This is a genomic window from Neosynechococcus sphagnicola sy1 (genome assembly GCF_000775285.1).
In the GTDB taxonomy this organism is placed as follows: domain Bacteria; phylum Cyanobacteriota; class Cyanobacteriia; order Neosynechococcales; family Neosynechococcaceae; genus Neosynechococcus; species Neosynechococcus sphagnicola.
In genome coordinates, this window is record NZ_JJML01000029.1 from 1 (window position 1) to 13,568 (window position 13,568).

The 13,568-nt window shown below is 51.7% G+C and carries 9 protein-coding genes and 2 pseudogenes; 4 read left to right on the forward strand and 7 right to left on the reverse strand.

Annotated elements, in window-relative coordinates:
* From DO97_RS31255 to DO97_RS12860, 4 genes and pseudogenes are all read right to left on the reverse strand, one after another.
* Nucleotides 1-154 (reverse strand): annotated as a pseudogene (locus DO97_RS31255) (type II toxin-antitoxin system PemK/MazF family toxin); the annotation flags it as partial.
* Complete coding sequence (locus DO97_RS12850; RefSeq protein WP_036532085.1) at nt 154-390, reverse strand: hypothetical protein; 237 nt, start codon at nt 388-390, stop codon at nt 154-156. The gene DO97_RS12850 and the pseudogene DO97_RS31255, both read right to left, overlap by 1 nt.
* Nucleotides 391-626: 236 nt before the next feature.
* Nucleotides 627-1,931: a pentapeptide repeat-containing protein gene (locus DO97_RS21135; protein ID WP_052128706.1), complete on the reverse strand. Its 1,305-nt coding sequence runs from the start codon at nt 1,929-1,931 to the stop codon at nt 627-629.
* Nucleotides 1,932-2,393: 462 nt separating this feature from the next.
* Complete coding sequence (locus DO97_RS12860; RefSeq protein WP_036534071.1) at nt 2,394-2,624, reverse strand: hypothetical protein; 231 nt, start codon at nt 2,622-2,624, stop codon at nt 2,394-2,396.
* 107 nt (nt 2,625-2,731) lie between these two features.
* Between DO97_RS12860 and DO97_RS12865 the strand changes: the two genes are divergently transcribed.
* Nucleotides 2,732-4,174, forward strand: a complete 1,443-nt coding sequence (locus DO97_RS12865; RefSeq protein ID WP_036534074.1) for a DHA2 family efflux MFS transporter permease subunit — start codon at nt 2,732-2,734, stop codon at nt 4,172-4,174.
* A gap of 112 nt (nt 4,175-4,286) precedes the next feature.
* Here DO97_RS12865 and DO97_RS22260 read toward each other — a convergent pair whose 3' ends face one another.
* Nucleotides 4,287-4,574 (reverse strand): Mo-dependent nitrogenase C-terminal domain-containing protein, encoded by a 288-nt coding sequence (locus tag DO97_RS22260; protein WP_036534077.1) that lies wholly within the window; start codon nt 4,572-4,574, stop codon nt 4,287-4,289.
* A gap of 647 nt (nt 4,575-5,221) precedes the next feature.
* Nucleotides 5,222-8,774 (reverse strand): annotated as a pseudogene (gene metH / locus DO97_RS12875) (methionine synthase).
* Between the two features lie 318 nt (nt 8,775-9,092).
* On the opposite strand from metH, the gene DO97_RS12880 reads away from it, so the two are divergent.
* Entirely contained in the window at nt 9,093-9,482 is a 390-nt protein-coding gene (locus DO97_RS12880; RefSeq protein ID WP_036534207.1) for a hypothetical protein, read from the forward strand.
* A gap of 24 nt (nt 9,483-9,506) precedes the next feature.
* On the opposite strand, the gene DO97_RS12885 is transcribed toward DO97_RS12880, so the two are convergent.
* A complete protein-coding gene (locus DO97_RS12885) occupies nt 9,507-9,959 on the reverse strand; it encodes a YraN family protein (protein ID WP_036534080.1) in 453 nt (150 codons plus the stop codon).
* Between the two features lie 14 nt (nt 9,960-9,973).
* Here DO97_RS12885 and DO97_RS12890 point away from each other — a divergent pair, with 14 nt between their 5' ends.
* Together DO97_RS12890 and DO97_RS12895 are read left to right on the forward strand one after the other, a co-directional pair.
* Complete coding sequence (locus tag DO97_RS12890; protein ID WP_036534083.1) at nt 9,974-10,477, forward strand: pentapeptide repeat-containing protein; 504 nt, start codon at nt 9,974-9,976, stop codon at nt 10,475-10,477.
* A gap of 116 nt (nt 10,478-10,593) precedes the next feature.
* A complete protein-coding gene (locus tag DO97_RS12895; RefSeq protein ID WP_036534086.1) occupies nt 10,594-13,506 on the forward strand; it encodes a cation-translocating P-type ATPase in 2,913 nt (970 codons plus the stop codon).
* The last annotated feature ends 62 nt before the right edge of the window (nt 13,507-13,568 follow it).

The following is a 13,568-nucleotide window of genomic DNA, read 5'->3' on the forward strand; positions in this document are numbered from 1 at the left end:
AACTGAATATTTGAAGTGATAATGACAACGATGACTGTATTGATACGGCTTTGAGTAAAGGTATCATCTTGAACGACTAAAACGGGACGCGGTATCCAGGCTCTGAACCTACTGGATCAGGTAAATTCGCCCACCAAATTTCCCCCCGATACATTACCAATCCTCACGTGGGAGAGACATATATTGCATCTTTGCTATCGTAGGATCTAGTTCAGAAGACTCTTGGGAGTAAACTTGGTTCAGCTTGTGCAAGATTTGATTACGGTTGTACTTTTTCAAATATGCTTGCAACGCTTTCGTGTAAAGCTCGCTGCGTGACAATCCCAACTGTTGGGCCAGTGCTTCCGCCTCATCAAAAACTGAATCTGGAAGGGAAATTGCAGTTTTCATAGCGATCTTAACTGAAATTCCTACTCTTCAGTCATACCTTGGTTATACCAAAACTGCAAGAACCAGCGCAGGTAAATACCAGCAGATAGCCTTTCTGTACCCCCCAGCCCAAAATCGAAGCCAGCTAACGGCAAAACGCAGCGGCGGCAGAAAACCTTAAACTCAGCACCAGCGGCTTTCGTCCGTCCGCTGCCGTGAAGTGTTAGGTTGCTGGCAAGGACTAGAGAAATATCTAATTATCCATTGGTCTGTACCCAACCTTTTATAACAGCTTTCCCCACCTTCAAATATTTATTTTCCAGCAAAAATTCATCAATAGCGGCTTCGCCCCCCTCCTTTAATGCAGCAACAACCCGTTGCTTTAAAGTAGGTGGAATAGCAGAGTTTACATAAGCCATCTGTTGATCTTCAGTTGCTTGAGGATTAGTTGATTCTAACTGCTTAAGAAGAGCCTGAATTTCTTGAGCAGCCTCAGCAAGGGACTGTTTAGATTCTGAAGCATAAATGTGCTGAACGTTTTGCTGCTTACCACCAGCTTGAACTGTATCAGCGAAATTCCCGAAATTAGAACCACGCATATCATACTTGGGCGATTGATTTTCTGCCATCGTTTGAATAACTCCTAATAAATTCGTATTGTTTTGGCGCTCAATCTGTACTTGCTGCCGATAAAAATTCAATTGCTCATCTTGAAAAGCTATTCTTTCTTGAATAATCGCTAGTTTCTCTTTGTACAGACTATCGTGTTGGTTTTCAAGAACTGCTTTGTCAATTGAAGAAGAAACTTCTAATCGAATGATAAACGCATCACCTGATTTCTTTTCAATTGCTTGTACAGAGAGGTTTTCTTCACCATACTGCGCCCTCAGTTCTTGGAAGGATTGAAAAAATGCTTTCCAATCAACTCCATCTATAAAGATGAGATCAACTGTTTCTAATGCCTTCTGAAAAAGTGCAACAAATTCACCCGGAGCGAAGTTTCTACTCTCATCTCGGGGACGACGCTCTAAAAAAATCTCTGTTCCGCTTGCCCAGTCCTCTTCATGCTTCAAGAAAACATAATCGCAAACTACACCCTCAAGCGTAGTGCTGCTGTTAATATTCCAGTCTTGGATACATGCTCCTGTAAGATTGGCTCCTGTAAAATTTGTACCTAAAGCTTGTGTTGTGTGAAGTATAGCTCCCCTTAAATCAGCATGAACGAACTGCGCTCCATTTAAGTTTGCACCAGTAAGATCCGAGCCACAGAGCCTTGCTTGAACTAAACTTGCTCCACCAAGAGATGCACCAACTAAAAGAGCTTTACTTAAATCAGCATTGTGGAAATTAGCAAGCTCGAGATCTGCATCAATTAATCCTGCTTCACGAAGATCCGAATCACTAAAATCAGCCGCAATGAAGTTCGCCCCGCTCAGTTCAATTCCTTGTAAATCTGCATTACTAAAGTCAGGTTTTTCTTGTATTTTTAGATTATCGTATATCCAATCGTTCCAGTGATCAGATCCGTTTCCCAGTTGAGCTAGATGCAGTTCATTAGCCATCTTTGATCCTTTCCAACCTACCCAATGGCTACTTCACCAATAAAGTTTTATCCAAAAATTTTCAAATCGTCCAGTGGTTAGCTAACCCGATGGTCAAATCGGCAATCTCCAGGTCTTGTCTTTGCCGACAACTTAAGCAAGCTAACGGCTGAATTCAGCGGCGGTAACAATACTCTGCATCCCCGAAAGGATCTCCATACCATCTGCTGAAATGATTGGTTATGCGTACTGTGAGTTCAATCTATATCGAGATCGCCCTTTGACGATTTCAACCCGTAATGGCTACAAATTTCTACCACGAGCGATCGCCCTCATCCCATCTCTCCCAACGGCTCAACTCCCACAAACACTGCCATTGTACCCAACCGTTCGCTGAACACAGAAAATGTTTCGGGACGTTTAACGTCGGTGCAAACCCTTAAAAAACTACACCGTTGTTTGGGGGCGATCGCACACCCATCATTACCCTTCAAACCACGGTTCGGAAAGCCAGGGCTTGAAGGCGATCTCACCCAGACATGTTTTGGGACGCTGAACACTCACCAATACCGTAGAGGATTGCTTCGCAGTGCTGCCGGAGCGTATGCCTGGGTGCGGAAATCGCTGCATCTCATCCCAGTGCCGATAGGTGGGGCTGTAGTTGTCGAAATCATCCGATCGCAGCACTGAGAGAACCCAACAGCAATTAGCCATAGGAATGACCGCTCCTCAAATATGGTTGGATAGTGCATAGGTTTCCTCCTCCGTTCTGAAGCAACTCACTGAATCTCATGGAAAGTCCGCCCTCCTCAACTACTCCGATGTCCGCCCCTGAATCCGCCACCGCTCGTCACTGGTGGGCTTTAATCAGCATTAGCTTGGGCTTCCTGATGTATGGGCTGGACACCATGATTGTCAACATTGCCCTGCCGACTTTAGCAAAGGAATTTGATGCTCAGTTTGCTGTTCTGCAATGGGTAATTGTTAGCTATTTGCTGGTGATTACAGCCCTGACTCTGAGTGTTGCTCGACTCGGAGATATGTTTGGTAAACGGGGTCTATTTTTGAGTGGGATGGTGCTGTTTACCCTGAGTTCGCTGCTGTGTGGCTTAGCCCCCTCCGTTGAATGGTTGATTGGTTTCCGGGTACTGGAGGGACTTGGTGCTGTGCTGATGGCAGCCCTTGGCTTCGCCATTGTTGCGGAGGTGTTTCCCAGTTCTCAACGGGGACAGGCAATTGGGATCGCCGCCGCAATTCTCTCGGTTGGTTCGGTTATGGGGCCAACCATTGGAGGATTGCTACTAAAATGGGGAGACTGGCGTAGTATTTTTCTGATCAATGTACCCATTGGCATCATTGCCAGTGTGATGATCTATCGGTTGGTTCCGGCCTCGCGGGTAGACCACACCGTGAAGCAACGCTTTGATGGTTGGGGAGCCTTAGTTTTCACCGTGGTGATGGTGAGTTTTTCTATGGGGATGACAGCAGGTCAGAAATTGGGTTTTACTCACCCTGCCCCCTTGGTGTTGCTGACGAGTACCGCGATCGCCCTTGGGATTTTTCTCTGGATTGAGCAGCGGATGGTGGCACCGATGCTCGATCTATCTCTGTTTCGGCGGCCAGTGCTCAGTCTCAGCCTGTTAGGGGCACTGGTTGTCTACACCGTTGTCATGGGTCGGGTATTGATTTTCCCGTTTTTTCTGCAACTGGAACTCAAACTGCCCACGGAGCAGGTGGGGTTGTTGATGGTGACTGCGCCCTTGCTCAGTGGCATTATTACTCCCCTCGCGGGTCGTTTAGCCGATAAGGTTGGCACCCGACCAATGAGCTTGTTGGGTTTGTTGCTGTTGATCGGAGGCTGTTTATTGGTCAGTGGCTTTGATACCCAGCTCACCTCCCTGCGCTATATGCTGGCAGATGGGGTGCTGGGCATTGGCTTAGGGATGTGGCGAGCCCCGAACAATACTGCCCTCTTAAGTGCGGCTCCGGTTGAACAATTAGGCATGGCTTCGGGATTAGCAACCCTAGCCATCTTATTGGGGCAAACCATTGGCGTTCCCTTCACCGCGACGCTATTTTTTGCCCTGGCTCGCAGCCATAGTCACCTATCCGCAGCAGTGAATAGTATGAGTGCGATCCCATCCGCAACCTTTATCTTTAGCCTCCATTGGACATTTGTAGTTATGGCGGGGCTGTTAGCGATTATGGGAGGGGTAACGACACTGTTTTGGCCACCCCAACGGCCTGCTAAAGTCGGACATTGAAACAGCCTTGCTGCAAAATCAGGTTCGGTATGGCAATGCCCCCATGATTAGAATTCAGGAGACAGGAATCAGAATGGATCCCAGGGGAGGGAAAACCGCCATTTATTCTCTCCTAGCAATAGAGGCTAATATCCTCACCCAGTTCATCGGCCAAATAACAGAGCGCCTTGAACCGCAGTTCAACGAGTTGATCGTAAAAAGGATTGAGCTTACACAGGGGCGGGATGCGCAAAAGGGTGTGGTTAAAGAGAGTGATGTTGCGTTCAAAGGGACAGCGAGCTGGAATCAATTTGCAAATAAGCCGCGCAACATCGGGGGTATGGATCTCGGTGGATTCTAACCAGTGGCGCATTGGCTGTAAGGAGTCATAGTGCCAATTAATCACAGATACAGATTTCATGGTGAGCGCCTCATCAGGTGGTTGCTGCCGGAACTATCAGTTATTAGAGGGAAATTTTACGGTGCTCTGAGGTTCAGATTGGAGTGCCTGAAACACAACAAAGGAGAAGGCAATACTTGCAGGAAGTAAGGAGAAAAATGCCGTAATTGGTAACAAGTTGGTATGCATTGAAAAGTACTGATTCTGAGAAGTGAATAACTAACGTCTCGATGGATTGTAGCTGCCAAGATCGGAGTTTAATTCCCAGGATTCTATGGTTGAAGAAGCGTTAGTTGGAGATACTTCAATCCTAGGGTCGGAACCGCTGGGATTGGTGAAGGATGGGTAAAGACTGCCTGAGTCTCTGTAAAGTTATCAATGAATTTTCCCTGAGCCAACCCATGGCAGGATGACTTTCAACCCTGTTTGGCTGCTCCTTGGCGAGAATTGAGGAGCCAGGGGGCAGGATCACAAAACTCTTCTGGATTCTTCAGCCAGAATGTACCCGAGATGACGGCAAGTATTTAAGCAGGGGGGATGTAGCTTACTTCCCGTCAGGGTGCTCAAAGCTCGAATCCCCAGGCTCAAAGGCGCAACCATTACCCCCTGCCCAGGAGTCTGTCAACTTTAAACTCAGCAAATGGGATCGCTGATTCCCTAACTCTGGTCTAGGCACTGAAATACTGGGCGGCGGGATGGTAGGTGACGATTGCTGTGGTGGACTGTTCGGGATACAGTTGCTCACTTTCATCCATGGTCAGATGAATGCGATCGCACCCCAGTAACTTCAGCAACTGGTGCTGATCCTGTAAGTTAGGGCAGGCTGGATAACCAAAGCTATAGCGAGACCCTGGATAACGTTGGGCCAGAATATCGCGGAGACTCTCTGGTTCGCGATCGCCCAACCCTAGCTCACGGCGAATCCGAGCATGAACCCACTCGGCAAGGGCTTCAGCGACTTGAACCGCTAACCCGTGGAAGTAAAGGTAATCAGTGTATTGGTTGGCCTCAAACAATTCCTTGGCAACATCCGTAGCTACCTGCCCAACCGTCACGGCCTGCATCGGCAGGACATCGATCTGCCCCGAGGATTTGGGGGCAAAGAAGTCCGCAATGCATAGACGTTTGAGCGATCGCTGCCGGGGGAATTGCCAGTGGGCGATCGGGGTGACGGGATCGACGGGATCGTAGATATCTAAGGCGTTGCCCGCCGCTTGGCAGGGGAAATAGCCATAGATAATCTGGGGATGCAGTAGATTTTCAGCCACTACCCGCTGTTGCCACTGCTCCAAAATTGGATAGACTTTCTCAGCGAGAAAGGCATCGTAGTCTTCCCGAGATTGTTCCCGTGGCTTACGAAACTGCCACTGTCCGGCAATCAGAGCCTGCAAGTCCAAATATCCAAACACCTCCGGCCAGGGGATCTGACTCCCCTCCAAAATCCGCGTCCCCCAGAAGGGTGGGGTGGGTCGGGGGATGTGAGGATCAACGGCCTCGGAGCGCGTTGTATCCTCTACGGTAGAAGGCAGCGGCAAGGGCTCGGTAGCGGCTGCCTGGGGAGTTGGTGGGGGGGTGACGGTTGCAGAGTCCATCGGGAGGGGGGCTGGCTGGGCTCCTGCCTGTCCATTTAAAAATCCTTGCCGATCATCCCATTGCCCTGCGGCTTTAGCTGGCATCAATTGATCCATAAAGTGCAGATCGGAAAAGGCATCTTTGCCATAGATCACCTGACCGTGATAGGTTTTCTGGCAATCCTCCTGGACAAACTTGGGGGTGAGAGCGGCTCCACCCAAAATCACGGGGACTGAAATCCCCCGCTGGTTGAAAACTCTCCAAGTTTTCTTGCATAAAGGCAGTGGACTTCACCAAGAGGCCGCTCATGGCAATGCAGTCGGCTTGGTGTTGCTCAAAGGCTTCGATGATGTGATCAACGGGTTGCTTGATCCCGAGGTTAATGACGCGATAGCCATTGTTGGAAAGGATAATATCCACCAGATTTTTGCCAATGTCATGGACATCCCCCTTGACGGTGGCAATGATCAAGGTGCCTTTGGCGTTATTGCCAGCATCGGCTTTCTCTAGATAGGGTTCTAGAAAGGCAACGGCGGCTTTCATGGTTTCGGCGGATTGCAACACAAACGGTAGCTGCATCTGTCCCGATCCAAACAGTTCCCCCACCACCTTCATGCCATCTAACAAAAAGGTGTTGATGATCTCCAGGGCGGGATATTGTTCCAGGGCTGCTTTGAGAGTTACTTCCAGACCGATGCGCTCCCCATCAATGATGTGCTGTTTTAGGCGTTCTTCCAGGGGTAGAAGGGCATCCTGACTGCGATCGCGCTGGGTGGTCGCCCCCTCAAACAGACGGGTTAATTCTGTCAGGGGGTCATAGATACAGACAGCCCCCTCAAACCGCCGTTGATCAAAAATCAATTGCCGACAGACTTCCTGATGCTGGGGGTCAATTTTGGCGAGGGGCAAAATCTTATTGGCACTGACAATGGCGCTGTCCATGCCAGCGGCGGTTGCCAGGTGCAGAAACATGGAATTTAAGACCACACGGGCCGCTGGGTTTAAGCCAAAGGAAATATTCGAGACCCCCAGCAAGATATGACAACCTGGGAGTTGCGATCGCATTCGCTGGATTGATTCCAGGGTGGCTTTGCCGTTGCTGCGGTCTTCAGCAATGCCGGTTGAAATTGGCAAGGCCAAGGGGTCAAAAAAGATCTCATGGGCCGGAAGTCCAAACTCCAAAGCCGCCCGATAGGCGCGCTGGGCGATCGCAAACTTCTGATCCGCTGTGCGCGCCATGCCTTCTTCATCAATGGTGCCAATCACCACCCCAGCTCCATAGGTTTTGGCGAGTTGTAGTACCTGATAAAACCGGGGTTCCCCGTCTTCAAAGTTGGTGGAATTCAGCAGGCACTTACCCCCTGCCACCTTGAGTCCCGCCTCCATTTTTTCCCATTCCGTGGAGTCAAGCATCAACGGCAAGGTGACATTGGTGACCAGGCGGGACACTAACTCGTGCATATCCCGCACCCCATCCCGACCCACATAATCCACATTCACATCCAGGATATGGGCACCTTCCTTCACTTGGGCCTTGGCGAGGGCGACCAACCCATCCCAATCTTCGGCATTCAGCAAGTCGCGGCACTTTTTTGAACCGCTGGCATTCAGGCGTTCCCCGACAATCAAAAAGGAGTTGTCTTGCTCATAGGGTTGGGCACTGTAAATCGAAGCCGCAGCGGGGACAAATTCGGGATGGCGCTGTTTCGGCGTTAGGGTGGCGGCAATTTCAGCGAACTGTTGAATGTGGGCGGGGCGAGTACCGCAGCAGCCGCCAATAATCTGCACCCCTAGATCTTCAATAAAGCGCGTCAGGGCAATCCGCATCTCCATGGGGGTGAGTTTGTAGTGGGCGTGACCGCCCACATTCTCTGGCAGACCAGCATTGGGAATACAGGAAACCACAAAGGGGGAATGCTGGGACAAATAGCGAATGTGTTCCGCCATCAGATCTGGCCCCGTGGCACAGTTTAAGCCCAGAATCTCAATGGGGAAGGGTTCAAGAATTGCTAAGACCGCATCAATCTCAGAGCCGACTAGCATCGTTCCCTGCTGTTCCATGGTCACGGACACCATCAGGGGGCGGCGATCGCCCCGCCGCTGGAAGACTTCCTCAATGCCATTCAATGCCGCCTTGATTTGCAGAATATCTTGGCAGGTTTCCACAATAAAAAGGTCAACGCCGCCATCATAGAGACCCTCTGCCTGGGGGATAAAGGCTGCTTTCAGGGTGTCGTAATCAATGTGTCCCAGGGTGGGGAGTTTAGTCCCTGGCCCCATGGAACCGGCAATAAAGCGGGGTTTCTCAAGGGTGGAGTACTCCTTGGCTACCCGTTTTGCCAGGGTTGCGGCTTTGTAGTTCAGTTCGTAGGCGCGATCGCCCAAGTTAAACTCATTCAGCACCAGGGTAGAGCCGCCAAAGGTATTAGTTTCAATCACATCTGCCCCGACCTCTAAAAAGCTGCGATGGACTTTTTCCACCGCCTCTGGTTTCGAGATCACCAGGTATTCCGGACAATCCTCATAGTCTGGCCCCCCGCGGTCTTCCGTGGTCAAGTTCTGGGCATGCAATGAGGTACCCATGGCCCCATCAAACACCAGAACGGGGCGATCGGGACTGTGCAGGCGATCGAGGAAGGATTGGGACATAGGAGCTTGCCAAAATACAGCAATAACTGAACCCAGGGCTGAAACAGAGCTTTGATGATGATCTTTGATCTATTCTGCAAAATTTCGGCGATCGCAGGCCATGAATTTAGTGAGAATTACCTGCCTGGGGACGATCAACTGACCCCGAACCCACATCAGGGATAAAAACGCCGTGCGGTAACGTGACCACAAGCGCCCTCAATTTCTCATCGAGTTAGTTGGGGGAAACCCCCCCATATCAGGTCGGGGGCTTTGCCCCTAGTGGGTGCAGTGAATCCCCGCAACAATGGAGACATAGCATTCGCTGGGCTCTTGACCATGGAATATTTATGCTACTTAGCAAATGCCAGCCTCACTCTAAGAGTTGTTGAATACCTGCACTCAGCTCAGCATCTCCCCGTTAGTTTTATGACCGTGATTCATCAAATTGACGGATGGGTTGTGCGGATTAAAATGAGTCATGCTCTGAATCCTCTCCAGGATGGGAACTTCCGAGCTTTTATGGCTGAGTTAGGCATCTCCTACGAACCCGGAATTCGGCTGCAAATGGCACTCTGGGGTCTAGAAATGGGGCAGTCACCGATTTCAGTGATGCATAACTATCAGGTCGCGGTTGTCTCCCATGGCAAGCCCGACCGAGATGAAATTGAAGAGTTTCGCCGCCAATTTGTCATGGGACTGGGATATTGCCCAGAGACGCTCGCTTAGACACAACCCTAATACAGTTTGCCCCTAAGCTCCGTTGTCAAATGCCCCTGGAATGTACTCGTGGAGTTGGAACTGAGATGGGGGAACTGGGGTTCCTGGACGAAGGTCTTTAACTGGACGCTGGCATCTGACGAGGGCCACATCAAAGCGACAGGGTAAATCCGAAAGGTAGGGATGCTCAGCCAGAAATTGCCGTGCGGCTTGCCAAAGTTTGGCCTGTTTAGCAGCAGTGATGGCCAGCAATCCATCGGCATCCCAGTTACTAGCACTGCGGGTTTTGACTTCGACAAAGGCCAAAGCTGCCGCTCTTGGAGTCTGAACCTCCTCTCCTCTGTAGTGAGCTACCAAATCTAATTCTCCCCAGCGACACCGCCAGCGACGGTAGAGAATCAGCCATCCTTGGGCTTCTAGCCATTGAGCAACAAAGTCTTCACCTTGAGCCCCAATATCAGGATAATAAGAATTGCGGTTCCCCACTGGTGCAATCCCGTATGAATTCTCGGCTATGCCACTGGCTTGTGACGGCTTTTCTCAGTCTAGTCTGCTGGATTTTCACTTGCACACTGGTACTCGGAGTGCCAGCGGCGATCGCTGACGACTATACCAGAGCCACGTTGCTCAATGCTGATCTCTCAGGTCGTGACCTGACAGATTCTAGTTTCACGAGTGCCAACCTGCGGAATAGTAACCTCAGTCATAGCAACCTTGAGGGGGTGAGCTTCTTTGGGGCCAATCTCGAAGGAGCGAACCTTGAAGGAGCCAATCTTGCCAATGCCACCCTTGATACCGCTCGATTCACCGGCTCTAATTTAAAAGATGTGGTGCTGGAAGGTGCCTTTGCCTTCAACACCAAGTTTCAGGCAGCTTTGATCGAGGGGGCTGATTTCACCAATGTTGACTTACGTCGGGATGTCCAGCTATTGCTGTGCAAAGGTGCGAGTGGTGTGAACCCAGTCACCGGGCGGAGAACCCGTGAGACGCTCAACTGTGATTAAATCCTGAACCAAGGGTGGAGAGGCAATGGCAATGGATATTGCTGCTCCTCGTTGATCGACCCGCTGGATATACGGGATAGACTATGGCATCGCGGTGTTATTTTGCTTAACCGACCATGACCATCAACAGTCCGGTTTGGGCTCTTACGGTTACAGAAGTCTATGAAGCCTTAGACACGTCTGCTCAGGGATTGACGGAAACTGAAGCCGAAGCCCGGTTAAAGCGATTTGGACTCAATGAATTACCGGAAGCTCCCCAACGCCCGCTGTTGCTGCGTTTTATCGACCAATTGACCCACTTCATGGCCTTGTTGCTCTGGGTGGCAGGAATTCTGGCGTTTATTTCCCACACCCCGGAACTGGGGTGGGCCATCTGGGCCGTGATCTGGATTAATGCCATTTTTAGTTTCTCCCAGGAATTTCAGGCAGAGCGGGCGCTGACCGCCCTCAAAAGTGTCCTGCCGATGCAGGTAAAGGTCTACCGGGATGGAGAACTGAAGCAAATTCTGGCTGGGAATTTAGTGCGGGGCGATGTCGTGCAATTGGAGGAGGGCGATCGCGTCTCGGCGGACGCTCGATTGGTTACTGCGGAGAGTTTGTACCTGGATATCTCAGTAATGACGGGGGAATCCTTGCCAGTGGCTCGGGAAGCAGATCCTGCCCAACCCCGGCAGATGGTGCCCCTGCGAGCCGGAAAACCCTTAATGCATCCAGGAGATACCCCACTCCAGGAAGCCTTACCGCCGGGAGAAATCCGCAATCTGGTGCTGGCGGGGTCTACTGTAGCCGCTGGACGGGCGATCGCCGTGGTCTACGCCACCGGTGCCCAAACGGAGTTTGGTCATGTCGCCCGCCTGACGACCCTGGTGAAACGGGAACCCAGTACCCTAGAGGTGCAGGTGGCTCGCATTGTGCGCGTGATAACGATCATTGCCCTCTCCATGGGCACCCTGGTGTTTCTCCTCACCTCTTTTCTAGTAGGGATGCAGGTGAGGGAAAGCTTTATTTTTGCCATCGGCATCATCGTTGCCTTGGTACCCGAGGGCTTACTGCCCACCGTTACCCTGGCCCTTGCGATCGGCGTCCAACGCATGGCTAAACAAAAGGCTCTGGTACGCCGCCTGTCGGCGGTGGAAACCTTGAGTGCCACGACGGTGATCTGTACCGACAAAACGGGCACCCTGACGAAGAACGAAATGACGGTGCGAACGTTGTGGATACCGGATGGGGAAGCGTCGGACACCTTAACCTCCGTTCCCTCCCCTACTTCCTTGATTGCCGTCACGGGGGTTGGCTATGATCCCACCACCGGCAGCATCGAGATACCAGAGACCCTTGAGGCTCCCTGGCAGGTGCGGTTGTTGCTAGCGGGGGCAGCCCTGTGTTCCAATGCCCGTCTCATTCATCTCACGGACTCTAGCAGCTGGCAGGAAATCGGCGATCCGACGGAAGCGGCCTTACTGGTGGCGGCTCTGAAGGCTGACCTGGGCCCAGAGACCTTGCAGCAGCAGTATCCCCGGTTGCGGGAAGTTCCCTTTGACTCCCGCCGTCGGATGATGACCGTGGTACTGGACTGGCAACGGGCAGACCTTTGGCCCAATGAATTTCCCTACCTCAGCTTCACGAAGGGAGCACCCCTAGAAGTTTTGCGTTGCTGCACTGGTATCCTCAGGGCAGGGCAGGTACAAGAGTTAAGTCAAGCGAATCGGGATCAGGTGGCAACTGCCAATGATGACCTAGCTCGTCAAGGATTTCGAGTGCTGGGCTTGGCCGTGCGCAAGGGTCGTCAAGAATTGCTGGAGTCCCCCCCCCAACAACTGGAGCAAACCCTGATCTTCATTGGTCTGGTGGCGATGTTTGACCCCCCCCGTCCGGAGGTTGAGGCTGCGATCGCTCACTGTCATCAGGCCGGCATTGCCGTCACCATGGTGACCGGAGACTATGGGTTAACCGCCGAAGCGATCGCCCGCAGCATCGGTTTGGTGCAAGACAAAGTCCGAATCCTCACCGGAGAAGGGATGGGACATCTTTCGGATGCCCAACTGCGGCAGATCCTCACCTACCGTTCGAATCTGATCTTTGCCCGCATGTCCCCGGAGCATAAACTACGTCTAGTTCAGGCTTACAAAGATCTCGGCCATGTGGTTGGGGTAACCGGAGACGGGGTCAACGATGCGCCAGCATTACGGGCGGCGCATATTGGGATTGCCATGGGGTTGAATGGCACCGATGTTGCTCGAGAGGCGGCGGATATCGTGCTGTTGGATGATAACTTTGCCACGATTGTGGCGGCGATCGAGCAGGGCCGCACGGTTTACCAGAACATCCGCAAGTTTATGACCTACATCCTGGCTTCCAATGTAGCGGAGTTGGTTCCTTTTCTCGCCATGGTGGCGCTGAAAATCCCCCCGGCGCTGATTATCATGCAAATCTTGGCGGTCGATCTAGGTACCGACATGCTGCCAGCTTTGGCGCTGGGAGCAGAACAAGCAGAGGCTGGCAGCATGAGCCGTCCACCCCGCAAACATACTCAGCCGCTTTTAGATCGATCCCTGCTACTGCGGGCATATTGCTTTCTGGGGGTGATTGAAGCCGGCCTGGGAATGCTGGCTTTCTTTATCGTTTGGTGGAGTCACGGCTATGGATTATCGGAACTGCAAGCGGTGACCCCTGCCATCCTCTCCCATACTGCGGATGCCACAACCATCGGCATTTATGCCCAGGCAACGACCATGACCCTGGCGGCGATCGTGGCCTGTCAGGACGGCAATGTTTTTGCCTGTCGATCGGAACGAGCCTCCGTGATCCCCATGGGGTTTTTCAGCAACCGCCTGATCTGGCTGGGCATTGCCTGTGAGTGGTTGCTGATCCTGGCAGTCATCTATATCTCCCCATTGCGGAAAATTTTCGCAACAGCCCCCCTGTTTGCATGGCAGTGGCTGCTGCTTCTTGCCTGTCCGCCTCTCCTGCTCGGTGCAGAAGAATTACGCAAGCACTACCTGAACGCGCGCGCACCCTTCAGTAGCTAGCCAACCTTAAATCTAAAATGCTCTAGCGCTGATTAGTATAGCGACACTCCAGTATCTCATCT

What these genes read in the sequence shown, in the direction of transcription:
- DO97_RS12850 (WP_036532085.1), bottom strand. Translation starts at nt 390, where the DNA reads ATGAAAACTGCAATTTCCCTTCCAGATTCAGTTTTTGATGAGGCGGAA.
- DO97_RS21135 (WP_052128706.1), bottom strand. Translation starts at nt 1,931, where the DNA reads ATGGCTAATGAACTGCATCTAGCTCAACTGGGAAACGGATCTGATCAC.
- DO97_RS12860 (WP_036534071.1), bottom strand. Translation starts at nt 2,624, where the DNA reads ATGGCTAATTGCTGTTGGGTTCTCTCAGTGCTGCGATCGGATGATTTC.
- DO97_RS12865 (WP_036534074.1), top strand. Translation starts at nt 2,732, where the DNA reads ATGTCCGCCCCTGAATCCGCCACCGCTCGTCACTGGTGGGCTTTAATC.
- DO97_RS22260 (WP_036534077.1), bottom strand. Translation starts at nt 4,574, where the DNA reads ATGAAATCTGTATCTGTGATTAATTGGCACTATGACTCCTTACAGCCA.
- DO97_RS12880 (WP_036534207.1), top strand. Translation starts at nt 9,093, where the DNA reads ATGGAATATTTATGCTACTTAGCAAATGCCAGCCTCACTCTAAGAGTT.
- DO97_RS12890 (WP_036534083.1), top strand. Translation starts at nt 9,974, where the DNA reads ATGAATTCTCGGCTATGCCACTGGCTTGTGACGGCTTTTCTCAGTCTA.
- DO97_RS12895 (WP_036534086.1), top strand. Translation starts at nt 10,594, where the DNA reads ATGACCATCAACAGTCCGGTTTGGGCTCTTACGGTTACAGAAGTCTAT.